Here is a 16,871-nt window from a genome sequence, read left to right as displayed (position 1 = left end):
ACGATCAGCCTTTGCTGTCCTGCGCGACGACCAGCGCGACAAAGCTGGTCAGTTCGGCGATCGTCGCTTCGATATCGTGATGCTGGCGGTGCAGGTTTTCGATGCGTTCGCGGCATTTCGCGATCGTGACGCGGCGTTGCTCGCTGCGCCCGTCGCCGCGATCATACAGGTCGATCATGTCGCGGATGTCCGACAGGCTGAACCCGACATTCTTGGCGCGCATGATCCAGGCCAGCCGCGCGCGATCGCGTTTCGAATAGATTCGCGCCAGCCCGTTACGGGTCGGCGCAATCAGCCCCTCGTCCTCGTAAAACCGCAGCGCGCGCGCGGTTACGCCAAATTCGGCCGATAGATCGGAAATCGTGTATGTATCGCGAGCCAGTGCATCGGGTTGATGCAGATGGCCGGTATGATCCCCCGTCATGGGGTCGGCAAGCGAAGGTGACAACGTGGACATCGCCCGAGGCTAGCTGTCCTTTACGTAAGCGTCAAACGTCAATCCGCTCGAGCGATCCATCATCGGTAATCCGGCGGTAAAAGCAGCTTTGCGCAAGGGTATGACAGGCCGGCCCTGCCGCATCGACCACCAGTTCGATCGCATCCTGGTCGCAATCGACACGCATCTCGATCACGCGCAACACGTGGCCCGACGTTTCGCCTTTCATCCACAGGCTCTGGCGCGACCGCGACCAGAAATGCGCCATGCCGGTTTCGCGCGTGCGCGCGATCGCTTCGGCATTCATATGCGCCAGCATCAGCAGACGGCCGCTGGCACGATCGGTCGCAATTGCGGTGACCAGCCCGAGCGAGTCGAATCGCGGCATGAACACGCTGCCCGATTCTCTCAAATCTGGATTTTCGGACTTTGCTGGGGTCGATTCGGGCACCAAAATCGCTGGATCCTTGGGCAATTGATCGCGTGGAGCGCGCCCTATGCTCTATTTGTTGCAGGATAACCACAGGGGAGAGGCGAAATCCTGGTGTATGTTACAATCTCGTTTCCACGCGGCCCCATTCGCGGCACACAGAATACGCGGTTTGAGGGAACCGCAATCTGGACCGCCCGCAAGGGCGGCGCATAAATCCAACGCCGTAAGGCGTGACAAGGCGCCAAAGTTCAGGGAAATACTTCGCCAGGCCGGTGCGTTGAATCGCCTGGTGAGGAGAACATGAGGGACTATAAGCGTTGGCGGTCGGGGGGCCGCTTGGTGAGTGCAAACTTGCCAGCTTCGCTGAAACTTCGTCACGACTGACGCCCGGAGCTTACGCTTCGGGCGTCATTGTTTGTGCGCCAGGCTTCGCGGGGGGGCGTTGTTCCACCTGCGTGCCTTCCGAAATGCGTGTCGATGGCCTTTGTTTCATCGAGCACGCGCGAAAAACACGCAACCCGCACCCGGCTCACGCCGCATTTGCGCAAGGCCACCAGACACGCATCGGTCGTCGCTCCGCTGGTCAACACATCATCGACCAACACGACATTGGCCCCTTTCAACCGCGCGGCGTGCGCCGGGTTGCCCCGGATCGCGCCCTGCAACAGCGCGGCGCGCCGGGTCTTGCCATGATGCCCAAGCGTTGGCGTGGCGCGCGGGCGTTGCAGCGCGTCGACCAACAGCACCTGCCCCACTGCGCGCGCGAGGCCCCGCGCCAGCAGTGCCGACTGGTTGAACCCGCGCCGCCACAGCCGCCAGCGGTGCAGCGGCACAGGCACCAACACCCATTCGCCCTCCAGCATCGGCAGGCGGGGCACCATCAGCCGCACCATCAGGTCTGCCAGCGCAATCTTGCGCCCATGCTTGAACGACAGGATCAGTTGCCGTGACACATCGTTGTAGATCGTGGCAGCCGCGATTCCGGCATGTTTGGGCGGATCGGCCAGGCACGGCGCACAAATCCATTCGCCTTGCGCGGCGTCAGCCAGCGCCAGTGCCGCATCGATGCCCTGAGCCGCCACACGATCGGGCAGCGGCCGCTGGCATTTCGCACAGCACGGTTCGCCCGGGATGATCAGGCCGCTCCAGCATTCCACACACAATCCGCCATGCTCGGCGACTGCTCCGCCGCACAGCGGACAGCGCGGCGGAAACACCAGATCGACCAACGGGGCGACACTGCGTTTGAAACTTGTGGTGTTCATCACCCGCCCCCGCTTGTCACCAAACACTTCTCGGGCGTCACGACGGACTTGGCAAGAGCCACTCACAGCGGCAGGGATGGCCCAATGACCAGTCCTCCCTCCAATAGCCCGCCCGTGATATTTGCGCCCGCGCGCCGCATCGCCCTGCGCCGGCGGATGCGCGCGTTGCAGATGCAGGCAGATGCGGCACGCTTCATCACCGACGACATGGTCGAGGATGTGGTCGATCGGCTTGCGTTCCTGCGCCACCAGCCGGCAAATGCGCTGGTTGTCGGGGATGTTACAGGCGCGCTCTCGGCCGCCCTGCGGGCGCAGGGCGTTGCCGTGACTCGCGCGGACCCCGCACCGGGGTTCGATGCGATCGCGATCGACGAAGAACAGCCGCTGCCGTTTGGGCAGGGATTCGACCTGGTCGTAAGCCTGGGCACGCTCGATACGGTCAACGACCTGCCCGGCGCGCTGATCCACCTGCGCCGTGCCATGGCGCCGGGCGGGTTGGCGATTATCGCCATTCCGGGCGCGGGCAGCCTGCCTGCGATGCGCGCGATCATGCTGGCCGCCGATGGTGATCGCCCGGCCCCGCGCCTGCATCCGCAAATCGATGTGCGCGCCGGCGGACAACTGCTGCAACGCGCCGGCTTTGCCGACCCGGTGGTCGACAGCCACTCGCTGCGCGCCAGCTATCGCACGCTTGGCAAATTGGTCGGCGACTTGCGCGCGCAGGGCCTGTCGGCCTGTCTGGCACGCGGCGGTGCGCCCTTGAGCAAAGCGGCGCTGGCGCGCGCTGAAACGGCGTTTGCGGAACTGGCGGAAGAGGGCCGCGTGACGGAGACGTTCGAGATTCTGACGCTGTCAGGCTGGGCAAAAGCGCTCAAGCCACCGAAGTTCTGAGATCAAGAGGCGCCTCTACCCCCCTCCCCACACACGTCATGAGAAAAGGTCAGCGCGCTGCCGCGATAGGAACGAGCTTCACCCCAGCGCCGCCTGCGCCGCGGCCAGCCGTGCGATCGGCACGCGGTACGGGCTCGCCGAGACATAATCCAGCCCGACCTTTTCGCAGAACGCGATCGACGCCGGATCGCCGCCGTGCTCCCCGCAAATCCCCAGCTTGATGTCGGGCCGCGTCCTGCGCCCACGTTCGACCGCGATCTCGACCAGTTGCCCGACGCCTTCGATATCCAGGCTGACGAACGGATCGCGCGGATAGATCCCCTTTTCCACATAGGGATTGAGGAACCGCGCGGCATCGTCGCGGCTGACGCCCAACGTGGTCTGCGTCAGATCGTTGGTGCCGAACGAGAAGAATTTGCCCTCTTCGGCGATCTCGTGCGCCATCAGCGCAGCGCGCGGCAGTTCGATCATCGTGCCGACCATATAATCGAGGCTGGTACCGCGCTCGGCAAAGACTTCATCCGCCGCTTTGTCGACCAGCGCGCGCAGGATCTGCAGTTCCTTTTTCGTCGCGACCAGCGGAATCATGATTTCGGGCACGACCGCTTCGCCTGATTTCGCCGCGACATCGATTGCCGCTTCAAAGATCGCACGCGCCTGCATCGCATAGATTTCGGGGAACGTGATCCCCAGCCGGCACCCGCGATGGCCGAGCATCGGGTTGAATTCGTGCAATTCATCCGCGCGGCGCTTCAGGTGATCGATGCCCAGGCCGGTGACTTCGGCCACTTCGCCGAATTCGGCATCGCTATGCGGCAGAAATTCGTGCAGCGGCGGATCGAGCAGGCGGATAGTGACCGGCAGCCCCGCCATCACTTCGAAAATCGCGGTGAAATCGGCACGCTGTTCGGGCAGCAACTTGGCCAGCGCGGCGCTGCGGCCGGCCTCGTCGTCGGCCAGGATCATCTGGCGCACCGACGTGATGCGGCCGGCGTCGAAGAACATGTGTTCGGTGCGGCACAGTCCCACGCCCTCGGCGCCGAACTGGCGCGCGACCTGGCAGTCGTGCGGGGTTTCGGCATTCGCGCGCACTTTCATGCGGCGATGGCCATCGGCCCAGGCCATCAGCACGCCGAAATCGCCGACCAGTTCGGGCTCGACCGTGCGCACTTCGCCCCACATGACTTCGCCGTTCGATCCATCGAGCGTGATCACATCGCCCTCGGCAACCTGACGATCGCCGATCCGCGCCACGCGTTTGGCAAGATCGATCGACACTGCCGATGCGCCCGATACGCACGGGCGCCCCATGCCGCGTGCCACGACCGCCGCGTGGCTGGTCATGCCACCGCGCGCGGTCAGCACGCCGCGCGCCGCATGCATGCCATGAATGTCTTCGGGGCTGGTTTCCACACGGACCAGGATCACCGCATCACCGCGTTCGGCGCGGCGTTCTGCGGTATCGGCATCGAACACCACCGCGCCCGAGGCAGCCCCTGGCGATGCCGGCAGTCCGCGCGTCAGCACATCGCGCGGCGCGGTCGGGTCGAGCGTGGGATGCAGCAGCTGGTCGAGCGCCATCGGATCGATGCGGCGGATTGCGGTGGCCTGGTCGATCAGGCCCTCCGACACCATGTCGACCGCCATTTTCAGCGCGGCCTTGGCGGTGCGCTTGCCCGAACGGGTCTGCAGCATCCACAGCTTGCCCTGTTCGACGGTAAATTCGATATCCTGCATATCGGCGTAATGTTTTTCCAGCAGCTCGAACACCGCCGCCAGCTCGCCATAGGCGCCGGGCATCGCCTCTTCCATCGACAGCGGCTTGGCATTCGCGGCCTCGCGCGCGGCTTTGGTCAGGTATTGCGGGGTGCGGATCCCGGCGACGACGTCTTCACCCTGCGCATTGACCAACCATTCGCCGTAATACGATTTGGTACCGGTGGCGGGATCGCGGGTGAATGCAACGCCGGTGGCCGAGGTTTCGCCCATGTTGCCGAACACCATCGCCTGCACGTTGACCGCCGTGCCCCAGTCGGCGGGAATGTCGTTGAGGCGGCGATAGACGCGCGCGCGATCGCTTTCCCAGCTGTCGAACACCGCTGCGATTGCACCCCACAGCTGTTCATGCACATCCTGCGGAAAGGGGCGGCCCAGTTCTTCGGCAACGATGGTCTTGTATTGCGCAACCAGCGCCTGCCAATGTTCGGCCTGCATCTCGGTATCCGTGTAGAAGCCATTGTCTTCCTTGACGATCTCCAGCGCATCCTCGAACCGGTGATGGTCGAGCCCGAGCACCACGTCCGAATACATCTGCACGAACCGGCGGTACGAATCCCATGCGAACCGTGCATCGCCCGAGCCAGTGGCAAGGCCTTCGACCGTCGCGTCGTTGAGCCCCAGGTTAAGCACGGTATCCATCATCCCGGGCATCGATACCCGCGCGCCGGAACGAACCGACACCAGCAGCGGAGTGATCGCATCGCCGAATTTGCGGCCGGTCGATTGCTCGATATGCGCAACCCCATTGGCCACGGCTGCGCGCAGATCGGCGTCGAAGGTCTTGCCCTGGCTGTTGTACTGGGTGCAGACTTCGGTGCTGATCGTGAAACCCGGCGGGACCGGCAGTCCGATCGCCGCCATCTCGGCCAGATTGGCGCCTTTGCCACCGGTTATCGTCTTGTCGCGCGAGCGAGGATCGGTTGAACGGGCGCCGGGACCAAATTGGAATACGTATGCACTCATGGTTTGAACGGCCTCTCGTTTGAACCTTCAACGACTGGGTTGGTCCCTGCCGCCTAACCTTCGATACGTGAAAAATCGGCGACCTTGTGCACCGCAGCACGAAATTCGTCAAGCAGCGCCAACCGGTTGGCGCGCTTGCACGGGTCCGTATCATTAACCGTTACGGATACAAAAAACGCGTCGATCGGCGCGCGCAGACTGGCCAGCGCGGCCATCGCAGCGGTGAAATCCTCGGCGGCAAGGCTTGCGATAACTGATGGCCCAGCCTGGTCCACGGCGGCACGCAACGCGGCTTCGACAGGTTCCGGCGTGTAATTCATGGGTGCAGGCTGCCAGGTTTCCTTTTTCAGGATATTGGCCGCGCGCTTGTATCCGGCAAGCAGGTTGATGCCGTCATCAGTGCCGACGAACGCCTGGAGTGCGTGGACGCGCGCAAGCACGCGCACCAGATCGTCCTCGCCGCCCAGTGCAAAAATCGCGTCGATCAGGTCGTGGCGCACGCCGGCTTCGCGTTGCTGGACTTTCAGGCGATCGACAAAGAACGCGAGCAGATCACCGTCGGCAACGCCGAAGCGCAAGCCGTTATCGGTGATGAGCCGGATGACGCCGAGCGCGGCGCGGCGCAAGGCGAACGGGTCTTTCGATCCGGTCGGCTTTTCATCGACAGCAAAGAACCCGCGCAGAGTGTCGAGCTTGTCGGCCAGGGCCACGGCCACGGTGACGGGCGCGTGCGGGACACCGTCACTTTGGCCGATGGGCTTGTAATGATCGCGAATGGCGTCGGCCACCGCATCGGGCAGTCCTTCGACACGCGCGTAATATCCGCCCATAGTCCCTTGTAGTTCGGGAAATTCTCCGACCATTTCGGTCACAAGGTCGGCCTTGCACAGCTCGGCGGCCTGGCGCGCCTGAACCGGGTTTGCGCCGGGGACGATGCCCTCGCTGGCGAGCCATTCGGCCAGCGTCGCGACGCGCGCGACTTTGTCGGCGAGGCTGCCCAGCTTTTCGTGGAATGTGATCCGCGACAGCTTTTGGGCTTGTTCGGCGAGCGGCGTTTTCTGGTCCTGTTGCCAAAAGAACCGCGCATCGGACAGGCGCGCGGCCAGGACTTTGCGGTTGCCGGCGATGATTTCGGTGCCGCCGTCGGTGGCGGCGATGTTCGCGGTGCAGATGAACGCGTTCGCCAGCGTTTGCGCTTGGGGCGAGGCCCCTCCACCATGCTTTGCATGGTCCCCCTCCCCGTTCCGGGGAGGATTTTCGGTGACGAAGTATTTCTGGTTGATGCGGGTGGTCAGTTGGATGACTTCCGGGGGCACGGCCAGGAACGCTTCGTCGAAGCGGCCCAGCAGCGGCACGGGCCATTCGGTCAGGCCGGCGTTTTCGATGACCAACCCTTCGTCTTCGACCAGCACCAGCCCGGCGTGCGCCGCAGCAGCGCGAGCGCCTTCGCGCACGATGCTTTCGCGTTCGGTGTGATCGAGGATCACATGCGCGGCGCGCAGTTTCGCGGCGTAGTCATCCGCGCCATCGATCGTGATCGGGCCGGTATGGTGAAACCGGTGGCCCATTGTTTCGCGGCCGGAGACGATGCCGCCGATTTCGCAATGGATGACCTCACCGCCCAGCAGCGCGACGATACCCGACAGCGGCCGCACCCAGCGCAGGCTTTCGCTCGACAGCGATGCATCGCCCCAGCGTTGCGATTTGGGCCAGGGGAATGTGCGGATCAGCGCGGGGATGGCTTCGGCCAGCACATCCGCGGTGGCGCGGCCGGGCTTTTCGATCACGGCAAACCACACGCCATCGCGATCGACCAGCTGGTCCACAGCAAGCCCGGTCTTACGCAGAAAGCCCTCAAGCGCTTGGGGCGGCGCGCTCGTGTGCGGGCCCTTGGCCTCTTCGCTGATCGCCTGCGTCGCCAGCGGCAGATCGCGCGCGATCAGCGCAAGACGGCGGGGCGTGGACCAGACGTCGATTGTGCCCGGCGTCAGCCCGGCGCTGTCCAGCGCCTTGGCAAACAGCCGTGCGAGATCGGCACGCGCGCCGGCCTGCATCCGCGCGGGAATTTCCTCGCAGCGCAGTTCGAGCAGGAAATCGCTCATGCGCTCCACCCCGGGAATTTTACGGCCCATTCGTCGCTGAACTTGTCCATATAGGCCTTGGCCGACCCTCGCGCGCAATCGCGCACCCGGCCCATGTAGCTGGCACGTTCCTGCACAGAGATCACGCCGCGCGCCTGCAACAGGTTGAACAGGTGGCTCGCCTCGATCGCCTGTTCATAGGCCGCGATCGGCACATCGGCCGCGATCGCGCGCTGGCATTCGGCCTCGGCCGCCTGAAACCCCTTGAACAGCGTATCGGTGTCGGCGACTTCGAAATTCCATTTCGACATCTGCCGCTCGTTTTCCAGGAACACGTCGCCATACGAGACGCCGGCATGATTGAACCGAAGGTCGTAGATGCTGTCGACACCTTGAATATACATCGCCAGCCGCTCGAGCCCGTAGGTCAGCTCGCCCGAAACCGGTTTGCAATCGAACCCGCCCATCTGCTGAAAATAGGTGAACTGGCTGACTTCCATGCCGTCGCACCACACTTCCCAGCCCAGGCCCCACGCGCCTAGCGTGGGCGATTCCCAGTCATCCTCGACAAAGCGGATATCGTGCAGCAACGGATCGATGCCGATCGCAAACAGGCTGCCCAGATAGAGCTCCTGAAAATGCGCCGGGCTCGGCTTCATGATCACCTGGTACTGGTAATAATGCTGCAGCCGGTTGGGGTTTTCGCCATAGCGGCCATCGGTCGGGCGGCGGCTGGGCTGCACATAGGCGGCATTCCACGATTCGGGGCCGAGCGAGCGCAAGGTCGTCGCAGGGTGGAACGTCCCTGCCCCGACGCGCATGTCGAACGGCTGCAAAATCAGGCAGCCCTGCGCGCTCCAATAGGCATGGAGGCGCAGGATCATATCCTGGAAGCTGGGCGGCGTCGTGCCGGCCTCGAACATATGGGTATCGGCCATAAGCGCGCATCTGGCCGATACGCCCGGGCAAATCAACCGTCGTGCATAAGGCTTGCCGTCTACAGCGCGCTGCGCCATGCCACCGGATGATGAAACTCCGCCCTTTCCGCATGGCGCTTGCGCTGCTGCTGGCCGCGCCCCTGCCTGTCTTTGCCGCACCGGATGCGACGTCCAGCGCGGTTCCTGCGCCGCTTCACCCAGCGTTGTGGAAAATCACGCGCGGCGACACGACGATCTGGCTGTTCGGCACGATCCATATGCTTCCCGCCGGCGCAAACTGGCTGACCGGCCCGGTCGCCCAGGCCGTGGACAGCGCCGACGAAGTCGCAACCGAAATCAACGATCCCGGCGGCGATGCGACCCGCACCGCGCTGGCCGCGCGCGCGTTGCTGCCGCCAGGCCAGCACTTGTCCGCGCTGTTGCCCGAAGCCGAGCGTGCGGCGCTGGCCGAACGGCTTGCGCGGTTCGGGCTGAGCGCCGATCGGCTCGACCCCGACAAGCCATGGTATGCCGCAGTCGCGCTGTCGACCTTGCCCGTGCTGCGCCGGGGGTATGATGCCCGCAACGGGGTCGAGGCCGGCCTGACCGCGCGCGAAGCCGGACGCGCGGTCCAGCATACCGGAATCGAAACGCCCGAAGGACAACTGGCGATCCTCGACGGCCTGCCGCAGGCGTCGCAATTGGCCTATCTCAAAAACGTGATCGACGACTTCGACAAGATCGATGGCGAAATCGACGCAATGGTGACCGCCTGGGGCAAAGGCGATGCCACGACGCTGGCCAGGATCATGAACGAAGACGAAGGCAAGGATGATCCGCTGTTGATCGAGCGGCTGATTCTCGCGCGCAACCGGGGCTTTGCCGCGTGGATTGCGCAGCGGCTGGACAAGCCGGGGTCGGTGTTCATGGCGATCGGCGCGGGGCATCTGGCGGGCACCGGCAGCGTGCAGCAGGTGCTGGCGAAATCGGGTATTTCGGCCGTGCGCGTGCAATGATGCGGCGCTGGATAGTCGTTATCGGCCTGACGCTGTTGTGTGCCTGTCACAAGGCGCCGGCGCATGTCGCCACGCCGCAAGTCGCGCTATGGGCGATCAGCGGGCCCGGCAAGACCGGCGGCTGGCTGTTGGGCACAGTCCATTCGCTGCCGCCCGGAACGGTGTGGCGGCGCCCGGCGATCGATGCCGCAATGGCGTCGGCCGACCGGCTGGTGATGGAAATAGGCGAGCAGATCGATCCGGCTATTGCCGGCAAGGCACTGGCGCGGCTGGCGATGACCCCCGGCCTGCCCCCGCCCACCGCGCGGCTCGATCCGGCAGGCGCCAAGGCGTTGCTGGCCGCGTATCAGCTGCTCGGGCTGAACGATGACAAATTTCGCGACGAGGAATCGTGGGCGGTCGCGTTGCAGATTTCGGCGCTGGCCACGCAGAAGGAGGGTGCCGATCCGGCCGATGGCGTGGAGCCGCAATTGCGCGCGCGCATGGCGGGCAAGCCTGTCGCGGGGCTGGAGACGGTGGACAGCCAGTTCGCGGTGTTCGACGGTTTGCCCGCTCGCGCGCAAAACCTGTTGCTGGCCGATGTGGCGCGCGAGGCGACGGCGCATCGCGACAGCGATGCCGATATGCTGGCGCTCTGGCTCAAAGGCGATGACCTGGGGCTGGCGCGAGAGGCCAACAGCGATTTCCTGGCCGATCCCGCGCTGCACGAGGCGCTGCTGACCGCGCGCAATCGCGCTTGGACGGCACAGATCGACAACCTGCTGCGTGGCGGGGCGCATCCGTTCATCGCGGTGGGCGCCGCGCATGTGTCGGGACGCGATGGCTTGCCCGAGATGCTGCGAACCAAGGGCTGGACGGTGAAGCGGGTGTACTAAATCCTCCCCGGCACGGGGAGGGGGACCGCGCGAAGCGTGGTGGAGGGGCCGGGCCCCAGGGATTCCCACGGGGTCAGTGCGCCAGGTCAAAAGCTTGATTGCGCGTCATCGCACCGCTTGCGCCACGAGGCACCGCCCCTCCACCACCCTTTGGGCGGTCCCCCTCCCCGTGCCGGGGAGGATTTGCTTGCGCTTGCTTTTTTGCGCGAACCCGCTATGCGCCGCCGCTTCCCGTTATGGTCATCCCTGGAGGCGTGGCGGGAATTATCGAATGTTTCTCAAATTTTGCAAGGACCAGACATATGAGCGAAACGCTGCATCTGTCGGCTGAAGCACGCGAACAGGTAGGCAAGGGAGCCTCCCGCGTGCTGCGTCGTGCCGGCCGTACACCCGCCGTCGTCTATGGCGACAAACAGACCCCGGTTTCCATCCATCTTGAGGAAAAGGCGCTGCGCAAGGCGCTCAGCACCGGCCATTTTCTCAATTCGATCGTCGAACTGACAATCGATGGCGGCACCGTGATCCGCACCCTGCCCAAGGACGTTGCGTTTCATCCGGTGTCGGACCGCCCGGTCCATGTCGATTTCCTGCGGGTTTCGGCAACGCACGCCGTGCATGTCAAAGTGCCGGTGGTGTTCATCAACGAAGACGCCGCACCCGGTATCAAGAAGGGTGGCGTGCTCAACATCGTTGCGCACGAGCTCGAACTGGTGTCGATCCCCGAAGCGATCCCCAACGATATCACGGTCGATCTGACCGGGTTGGAAATCGGCGATTCGATTCATCTGGCCGATCTGACGCTTCCGGAAGGCGTGAAGGTCATCACGCATGAAGCCGACGCGACGATCGCGACGATCGTGTTGCCATCGGAACCGGAACCTGTCGAAGGCGACGAAGCGGCCTGATCGGGACCGATGTTCTGATTGCAAAAAGGACCTCTTCTCGCCCGCGAGAAGGGGTCCTTTTTTGTTCCGAGCCCTTCCCCTGAAGGGGAGGGGTTGGGGTGGGGCCTCTCCCCACTCGCCCAGGCTCATGCGAACGTGGAATATAGCCGAGAGGCCCCACCCCCAGCCCCTCCCCTGAAGGGGAGGGGAGCAAGAAGGAGCAGAATCGTGCAAATCTGGGTGGGTCTTGGCAATCCGGGTGCGCAATACGCGCTGAACCGCCATAATGTCGGGTTCATGGCGCTCGACACGATTGCCGATGTGCATGACTTCGGCCCGGTGCAGAAGAAATTCCAGGGCTGGGTCCAGGACGGCCGGATCGGTACCGAGCGCGTGATCCTGCTGAAGCCCGCGACGTTCATGAACGAAAGCGGGCGCGCGGTCGGCGAGGCGATGCGGTTCTACAAGCTGGGCACCGATGCGGTGACGGTGTTTCATGACGAGCTCGATATCGCACCGCACAAGGTCAAGGTTAAGGTGGGTGGCGGCACGGCCGGGCACAATGGATTGCGCTCGATCGAAGCCCACGCCGATGCCGATTTCCGCCGCGTGCGGCTGGGCATCGGCCACCCGGGACACAAGGACCGCGTGCTGAGCTATGTGCTGGGCAATTACGCCAAGGCCGAAACCGACGACCTGGCGGATATGCTCGGCGCGGTGGCACGCGCGGCGCCGTGGCTGGCGACGGGCGACGACGTGCGGTTCATGAACGATGTCGCGCTGATCCAGCAGGGTTGACCGACCTACGCCCTTGACCTTCGCGCAAAGGGATACCATCGCGCGGCCACCGGTTTGTTTTTTGGAAAGTGACACGCACATGGGTTTTCGCTGCGGTATCGTGGGCCTGCCCAACGTCGGCAAGTCGACGCTGTTCAACGCCCTGACCGAAACGCAGGCGGCGCAGGCGGCCAACTACCCGTTCTGCACGATCGAGCCCAATGTCGGCAATGTCGGCGTGCCCGATCCGCGGCTCGATAAACTGGCCGCGATCGCGCACAGCCAGAAGATCATCGCGACGCAGCTGGGCTTTGTCGATATCGCAGGGCTCGTGCGTGGCGCATCGAAAGGCGAAGGGCTGGGCAACCAGTTCCTGGGCAATATCCGCGAAGTCGATGCGATCGTCCACGTGCTGCGCTGTTTTGAAAACGACGATATCCAGCATGTCGACAACCGTATCGATCCGATTTCGGACGCCGAAACGGTCGAGACCGAGCTGATGCTGGCCGACCTGGAAAGCCTGGAAAAGCGCGTGCCGGCCGCGCAGAAAAAGGCCAATTCGGGCGACAAGGAGGCCAAAGTGCTGGCCTCGGTGCTTGGCCAGGCGCTCGACCTGTTGCGCGAAGGCAAGCCGGCGCGGCTGACGCAGCCCAGGGACGAGGACGAACAGCGCGTGTTTGCCCAGGCGCAGTTGCTGACAGCCAAGCCGGTGCTGTATGTCTGCAATGTCGAGGAAGATTGCGCCGCCGAGGGCAATGCGCTGTCGGCCAAGGTGTTTGCCAAGGCCAAGGCCGAAGGCGCCGAGGCGGTGATCGTGTCGGCCGCGATCGAGGCGGATCTGTGCGGCATGGACGGCGAGGAACGCCTGGCGTTCCTCGCCGAAATGGGCCTGCACGAAACCGGGTTGAACCGCGTGATCCGCGCCGGGTACGAATTGCTGCACCTGATCACGTTTTTCACAGTGGGGCCCAAGGAAACCCGCGCCTGGACAGTGCACCAGGGCGCGCGCGCACCGCAGGCGGCAGGCGAAATCCACACCGATTTCGAACGCGGTTTCATCCGCGCGGAAACGATTGGCTATGACGACTACATTGCGCTGGGCGGCGAAGCCGGCGCGCGCGATGCGGGCAAATTGCGCCAGGAAGGCAAGGACTACGTGGTCAAGGACGGCGACGTGCTCAACTTCCGGTTCAATGTGTGATGCAATTCTATGAAGACATGGCCGTGGGCGAAGTCCACCGGTTCGGCGCTTATGCAGTCACCCGCGAAGAGGTGATTGCCTATGCGACGAAATTCGATCCGCAGCCGTTCCACCTCGATGATGCCGCCGCGGCGCAGACGCATTTCGGGCGCCTGTCCGCCAGCGGCTGGCACACCTGCGGCATGACGATGGCGATGATCGTCGCCAATCACCAGGCGCTGGGGCATCAGGGCCTGGGATCGCCGGGCATCGACGAATTGCGCTGGCTGCGCCCGGTTTACCCCGGCGATACGCTGAGCGTGGAAACCGAAGTGCTGGAAAAACGCCGTAGCGCGTCGAAGCCCGATCGCGGCATTTTCACGACCGCCACGCGCGTGTTCAACCAGGACGGCGTGATGGTGATGAGCATGAACAGCCGCGCCATGGTCAAGACCCGCGATCCGCAGGGCGCCGACTGAAGACCGGGCAGAGCGGATGCGCCGATATCACCAAAGCCCGGTTTCATGGGCATTGCAGCAATTCGCCATTCCCGATCTGAACACAGGCTGCACAAACGATTCAGCAAACGATCAGTTGTGCTGGGTCATGCCGATCCGGGCAATATTCGGTATCGAGGCAATATTCGTGAAATCGGCTCTCAAAACTGTCGCCTTTGCGCAGAACGATTCGCCAACAGGCATCGTTGCTTTGTTGGAAACCGCAATCGAAGCGCTCGATGCCGCAGGCCAGCATATCCCCGCCGCACTCGTATCGTCGGGATTGCACGCCTACACCCGCGACCTGAACCGCGCCGCCCAGGTCCGGTCAGGCCGGCGCGGGTCGTTTCACTAGAGCCCCTGTTCTGTCCGGGCAGGGGCCCCGGAAAACGTCACATCGGTTTGCACTGTGCGTCGCCGGCGGCGTCGTATACCGGCTGTCTGCGCGCGTCGAACACGGTCAGATGCGCGGCGAAATCGTTGACCACGCCGTTCACCTTGGGCTTGCCGCCCGAACTTTGCGTCAATGTCGCGCTATACAGCGGCCCTGCATAATGCGTGTGCGCGCCCTGCGGCAATGCGGTGGCGTCGGTCGCGGCCGGGATCGCAACGATGTGCCCGTCGAGCTTCATCAGCCCGCGCGCATCCTGCGCCATGAACACCGCGCCCATGCCACCATCCGACGCGACGAAGTTGCACCCGGACCCATACAATTTGTTCTGCGCGATATCGGGATAGAGGATCGGTTGCAGTGCCAGTTGCGGCGCCGGATCGGGCTTGCCCGCCGAACAGGCCGACAGGGCCAGCGTCAGACCCAGTGCTTCGATAAACCAGACCAATTGTCGCATCACGTCCTCCCGAACAGTTTCTCGATATCGCCGTGCGCCAGCTTGATCCACGTCGGGCGACCATGGTTGCATTGGCCCGAACGCGGCGTCGCCTCCATCTCGCGCAGCAGCGCATTCATTTCGGCGACCGACAGCACGCGCCCGGCGCGCACCGATCCGTGGCAGGCCATGGTCGCCAAGACCAGATCGAGCCGCTCACCGACCAGCAGGCTGGCGCCGTTGCGCGTCAGATCGTCGGCAACATCGCGCACCAGCGCATGCGGATCGCCCTTGCCGAGCGCCGCGGGGACTGCGCGCACCAGCACCGCCGCCGGGCCGAACCGTTCGAGCACCAGCCCGAAACGCGCGAGGTCCTGCGCCGCTTCCTCCAGCCGGTCGCAATCGGGCTCATCGAGTTCGACCACTTCGGGCAGCAGCATCGCCTGCGACGGCGCCCCTCCCCCATCTGGCCCCTGCCCTGCACCGCCCGCGCGCAACCGTTCGAGCACCAGGCGTTCGTGCGCGGCATGCTGGTCGACCAGCACCAGCCCGTCATCGGCTTCGGCAACAATATACGTCCGCGCGACTTGTCCCCGCGCCACGCCCAGCGGGTGTTGCGCGGCAATCGGCACGGGCTCGGCCGCCGGCTCGGCGCGCGCCGCCAGCGGGGCCATGACCCCCGCTTCATAGTCGCGCCAGACGGCACCCGCTTCGGCCAGGCGCGGCGCGGCGTACGAAGCCGGCGCGGACTGGCGCGCAAACAGCGTGCTTTGCAGATCCACCACCGGCTCGACCTGCCACGCGCGCATTGCAGCGGCATCGGGCGCCTGTGCGGTGCGGCGGTCACCGCCCGACAGCGCCTGGCGCAGCCCCGTCACGATCATCCCGCGCACCAGCCCTGAATCGCGAAACCGCACTTCGGTCTTGGCCGGATGCACGTTGACATCGACCTCTTCGGCCGGAAGCGTCAGGAACAGCGCGAGCACTGCATGCCGGTCGCGCGCCAGCATATCGGCATAAGCCCCGCGCACCGCGCCGATCAGCAGCCGGTCCTTTACCGGGCGGCCATTGACGAACAGATACTGGTGATCGGCAACGCCGCGATTGTATGTCGGCAGACCCGCGACACCGACCAGGTGATAGTCATCGCGCACCAGATCGACCGCCACCGAATTGGCGACCAGATCACGCGAGACAAGCTGCGCCACGCGCGTATCGAGCCGGTCATCGGGTTGCACCTGGAACGCCCGCCGGCCATCGTGTTCCAGCGTAAAGCCGATATCGGGCCGCGCCATCGCCAGCCGGCGCACGACATCGAGCGCGGCGGCCCACTCGCTGCGCGCCGAGCGCAGGAACTTGCGCCGCGCCGGCACCCGGCCGAACAGGTCCTCCACCCGCACGCGCGTGCCCCTGGGCAGCGCGGCGGGGCCATCGTGGATCAGATCGCCATGATCGACGACGCGTTTCCACGGCTCGGCGCCCGCGGGCCGGCTCTCGATCGTCAACCGCGCGACCGACGCGATCGAGGGCAAGGCCTCGCCGCGAAATCCCAGTGTGACCACGCGTTCCAATGCCCAGTTACCGTCAAAGGCGTCATTGCCGATCAGGCTTTCGGGCAGTTTCGACGTGGCATGGCGTTCGAGCGCCAGCGCGATCTCGTCGGCACGCATGCCGCAGCCATCGTCGGTGACCTCGATCATCGCCAGGCCGCCCTCGGTCAGGCGGACGCCGATCTGCGTGGCGCCTGCGTCAATCGCGTTTTCGATCAGCTCCTTGAGCGCGCTCGCCGGGCGCTCGACCACTTCGCCCGCCGCAATGCGGTTGACGAGATGCTCGGGAAGCCTGCGGATCTGGCGTGTTTGTGGTGCCATATTGGTGTTCTAGCGATGAACCCGGTGGTTTTCGAGATGGGCGGCGCAGGTTATCCCGGTTTGCGCGTCATAATTGGTTGGGTTTTGCCATGACACTGCGCTAATGCCCAGGCTTCGCATTGCATCATAGTTGCGATTGGCATTTCGCACCATGCCAATCCCCACGAACAACCTCTTGA

Annotated in this window: 16 protein-coding genes; 8 read left to right on the top strand and 8 right to left on the bottom strand. The window is 64.5% G+C overall.

Annotated features, from left to right (window positions below; genetic code table 11):
- Nucleotides 1–4 precede the first annotated feature (4 nt).
- The 3 genes from ACOOE2_RS08740 to ACOOE2_RS08730 form a co-directional block, all read right to left on the bottom strand.
- A complete protein-coding gene (locus ACOOE2_RS08740; RefSeq protein ID WP_420382626.1) occupies nucleotides 5–424 on the bottom strand; it encodes a MerR family transcriptional regulator in 420 nt (139 codons plus the stop codon).
- A gap of 64 nt (nucleotides 425–488) precedes the next feature.
- Nucleotides 489–824: a phosphoribosyl-AMP cyclohydrolase gene (gene hisI, locus ACOOE2_RS08735; protein WP_420382625.1), complete on the bottom strand. Its 336-nt coding sequence runs from the start codon at nucleotides 822–824 to the stop codon at nucleotides 489–491.
- A 419-nt stretch (nucleotides 825–1,243) separates the two neighbouring features.
- A complete protein-coding gene (locus ACOOE2_RS08730; RefSeq protein ID WP_420382624.1) occupies nucleotides 1,244–2,134 on the bottom strand; it encodes a ComF family protein in 891 nt (296 codons plus the stop codon).
- An 84-nt stretch (nucleotides 2,135–2,218) separates the two neighbouring features.
- Between ACOOE2_RS08730 and ACOOE2_RS08725 the strand changes: the two genes are divergently transcribed.
- Nucleotides 2,219–3,025, top strand: coding sequence for a class I SAM-dependent methyltransferase (locus ACOOE2_RS08725; RefSeq protein WP_420382623.1), 807 nt, complete (start codon nucleotides 2,219–2,221; stop codon nucleotides 3,023–3,025).
- A 78-nt stretch (nucleotides 3,026–3,103) separates the two neighbouring features.
- On the opposite strand, the gene ppdK is transcribed toward ACOOE2_RS08725, so the two are convergent.
- From ppdK to ACOOE2_RS08710, 3 genes are read right to left on the bottom strand one after another with little or no spacing between them, the layout of a single operon-like run.
- Nucleotides 3,104–5,767 (bottom strand): pyruvate, phosphate dikinase, encoded by a 2,664-nt coding sequence (ppdK, locus tag ACOOE2_RS08720; RefSeq protein ID WP_420382622.1) that lies wholly within the window; start codon nucleotides 5,765–5,767, stop codon nucleotides 3,104–3,106.
- A 53-nt stretch (nucleotides 5,768–5,820) separates the two neighbouring features.
- Nucleotides 5,821–7,869, bottom strand: coding sequence for a glycine--tRNA ligase subunit beta (gene glyS / locus ACOOE2_RS08715; protein ID WP_420382621.1), 2,049 nt, complete (start codon nucleotides 7,867–7,869; stop codon nucleotides 5,821–5,823).
- Complete coding sequence (locus ACOOE2_RS08710; protein ID WP_420384582.1) at nucleotides 7,866–8,771, bottom strand: glycine--tRNA ligase subunit alpha; 906 nt, start codon at nucleotides 8,769–8,771, stop codon at nucleotides 7,866–7,868. The genes glyS and ACOOE2_RS08710 overlap by 4 nt, the downstream gene beginning before the upstream one ends.
- 104 nt (nucleotides 8,772–8,875) lie before the next feature.
- Here ACOOE2_RS08710 and ACOOE2_RS08705 point away from each other — a divergent pair, with 104 nt between their 5' ends.
- The 7 genes from ACOOE2_RS08705 to ACOOE2_RS08675 all read left to right on the top strand — a co-directional run bounded on the left by ACOOE2_RS08705 (nucleotide 8,876) and on the right by ACOOE2_RS08675 (nucleotide 14,349).
- The gene (locus tag ACOOE2_RS08705) at nucleotides 8,876–9,781 is read left to right on the top strand and encodes a TraB/GumN family protein (protein ID WP_420382620.1); all 906 of its coding nucleotides are present in this window, start codon (nucleotides 8,876–8,878) and stop codon (nucleotides 9,779–9,781) included.
- On the top strand, nucleotides 9,778–10,656 hold the full coding sequence (locus ACOOE2_RS08700; RefSeq protein ID WP_420382619.1) for a TraB/GumN family protein: 879 nt from the start codon (nucleotides 9,778–9,780) through the stop codon (nucleotides 10,654–10,656). Before ACOOE2_RS08705 ends, ACOOE2_RS08700 begins: the two co-directional genes overlap by 4 nt.
- 302 nt (nucleotides 10,657–10,958) lie before the next feature.
- Nucleotides 10,959–11,561: a 50S ribosomal protein L25/general stress protein Ctc gene (locus ACOOE2_RS08695; protein ID WP_420382618.1), complete on the top strand. Its 603-nt coding sequence runs from the start codon at nucleotides 10,959–10,961 to the stop codon at nucleotides 11,559–11,561.
- Between the two features lie 207 nt (nucleotides 11,562–11,768).
- The gene (gene pth, locus ACOOE2_RS08690) at nucleotides 11,769–12,338 is read left to right on the top strand and encodes an aminoacyl-tRNA hydrolase (RefSeq protein ID WP_420382617.1); all 570 of its coding nucleotides are present in this window, start codon (nucleotides 11,769–11,771) and stop codon (nucleotides 12,336–12,338) included.
- A gap of 79 nt (nucleotides 12,339–12,417) precedes the next feature.
- On the top strand, nucleotides 12,418–13,518 hold the full coding sequence (gene ychF, locus ACOOE2_RS08685; RefSeq protein ID WP_420382616.1) for a redox-regulated ATPase YchF: 1,101 nt from the start codon (nucleotides 12,418–12,420) through the stop codon (nucleotides 13,516–13,518).
- Nucleotides 13,518–13,976 carry a MaoC family dehydratase gene (locus ACOOE2_RS08680; RefSeq protein WP_420384581.1) on the top strand — a complete coding sequence of 153 codons (459 nt, stop codon included), beginning with the start codon at nucleotides 13,518–13,520 and terminating at the stop codon, nucleotides 13,974–13,976. Before ychF ends, ACOOE2_RS08680 begins: the two co-directional genes overlap by 1 nt.
- A gap of 16 nt (nucleotides 13,977–13,992) precedes the next feature.
- Nucleotides 13,993–14,349 carry a hypothetical protein gene (locus ACOOE2_RS08675; protein ID WP_420382615.1) on the top strand — a complete coding sequence of 119 codons (357 nt, stop codon included), beginning with the start codon at nucleotides 13,993–13,995 and terminating at the stop codon, nucleotides 14,347–14,349.
- A gap of 37 nt (nucleotides 14,350–14,386) precedes the next feature.
- Here the strand turns inward: ACOOE2_RS08675 and ACOOE2_RS08670 are convergent, their stop codons facing one another.
- Together ACOOE2_RS08670 and mutL are read right to left on the bottom strand one after the other, a co-directional pair.
- Entirely contained in the window at nucleotides 14,387–14,842 is a 456-nt protein-coding gene (locus ACOOE2_RS08670; protein ID WP_420382614.1) for a hypothetical protein, read from the bottom strand.
- Entirely contained in the window at nucleotides 14,842–16,692 is a 1,851-nt protein-coding gene (mutL, locus tag ACOOE2_RS08665; protein ID WP_420382613.1) for a DNA mismatch repair endonuclease MutL, read from the bottom strand. The genes ACOOE2_RS08670 and mutL overlap by 1 nt, the downstream gene beginning before the upstream one ends.
- Nucleotides 16,693–16,871 lie beyond the last annotated feature (179 nt).

Source organism: Novosphingobium sp. (assembly GCF_965214355.1).
In the GTDB taxonomy this organism is placed as follows: Bacteria; Pseudomonadota; Alphaproteobacteria; order Sphingomonadales; family Sphingomonadaceae; genus Novosphingobium.
The sequence above is the reverse complement of the archived record's forward strand: the minus strand, read 5'-3'. Positions and strand labels throughout refer to the sequence as shown.

Coding starts and splice junctions, on each gene's coding strand:
- ACOOE2_RS08695 (WP_420382618.1), top strand. CDS start 10,959: ATGAGCGAAACGCTGCATCTGTCGGCTGAAGCACGCGAACAGGTAGGC.
- ACOOE2_RS08725 (WP_420382623.1), top strand. CDS start 2,219: ATGACCAGTCCTCCCTCCAATAGCCCGCCCGTGATATTTGCGCCCGCG.
- ACOOE2_RS08730 (WP_420382624.1), bottom strand. CDS start 2,134: ATGAACACCACAAGTTTCAAACGCAGTGTCGCCCCGTTGGTCGATCTG.
- ACOOE2_RS08700 (WP_420382619.1), top strand. CDS start 9,778: ATGATGCGGCGCTGGATAGTCGTTATCGGCCTGACGCTGTTGTGTGCC.
- ychF (WP_420382616.1), top strand. CDS start 12,418: ATGGGTTTTCGCTGCGGTATCGTGGGCCTGCCCAACGTCGGCAAGTCG.
- ACOOE2_RS08670 (WP_420382614.1), bottom strand. CDS start 14,842: ATGCGACAATTGGTCTGGTTTATCGAAGCACTGGGTCTGACGCTGGCC.
- hisI (WP_420382625.1), bottom strand. CDS start 824: ATGCCGCGATTCGACTCGCTCGGGCTGGTCACCGCAATTGCGACCGAT.
- ACOOE2_RS08705 (WP_420382620.1), top strand. CDS start 8,876: ATGAAACTCCGCCCTTTCCGCATGGCGCTTGCGCTGCTGCTGGCCGCG.
- ACOOE2_RS08740 (WP_420382626.1), bottom strand. CDS start 424: ATGACGGGGGATCATACCGGCCATCTGCATCAACCCGATGCACTGGCT.
- ppdK (WP_420382622.1), bottom strand. CDS start 5,767: ATGAGTGCATACGTATTCCAATTTGGTCCCGGCGCCCGTTCAACCGAT.
- ACOOE2_RS08710 (WP_420384582.1), bottom strand. CDS start 8,771: ATGTTCGAGGCCGGCACGACGCCGCCCAGCTTCCAGGATATGATCCTG.
- glyS (WP_420382621.1), bottom strand. CDS start 7,869: ATGAGCGATTTCCTGCTCGAACTGCGCTGCGAGGAAATTCCCGCGCGG.
- ACOOE2_RS08680 (WP_420384581.1), top strand. CDS start 13,518: ATGCAATTCTATGAAGACATGGCCGTGGGCGAAGTCCACCGGTTCGGC.
- mutL (WP_420382613.1), bottom strand. CDS start 16,692: ATGGCACCACAAACACGCCAGATCCGCAGGCTTCCCGAGCATCTCGTC.
- ACOOE2_RS08675 (WP_420382615.1), top strand. CDS start 13,993: ATGCGCCGATATCACCAAAGCCCGGTTTCATGGGCATTGCAGCAATTC.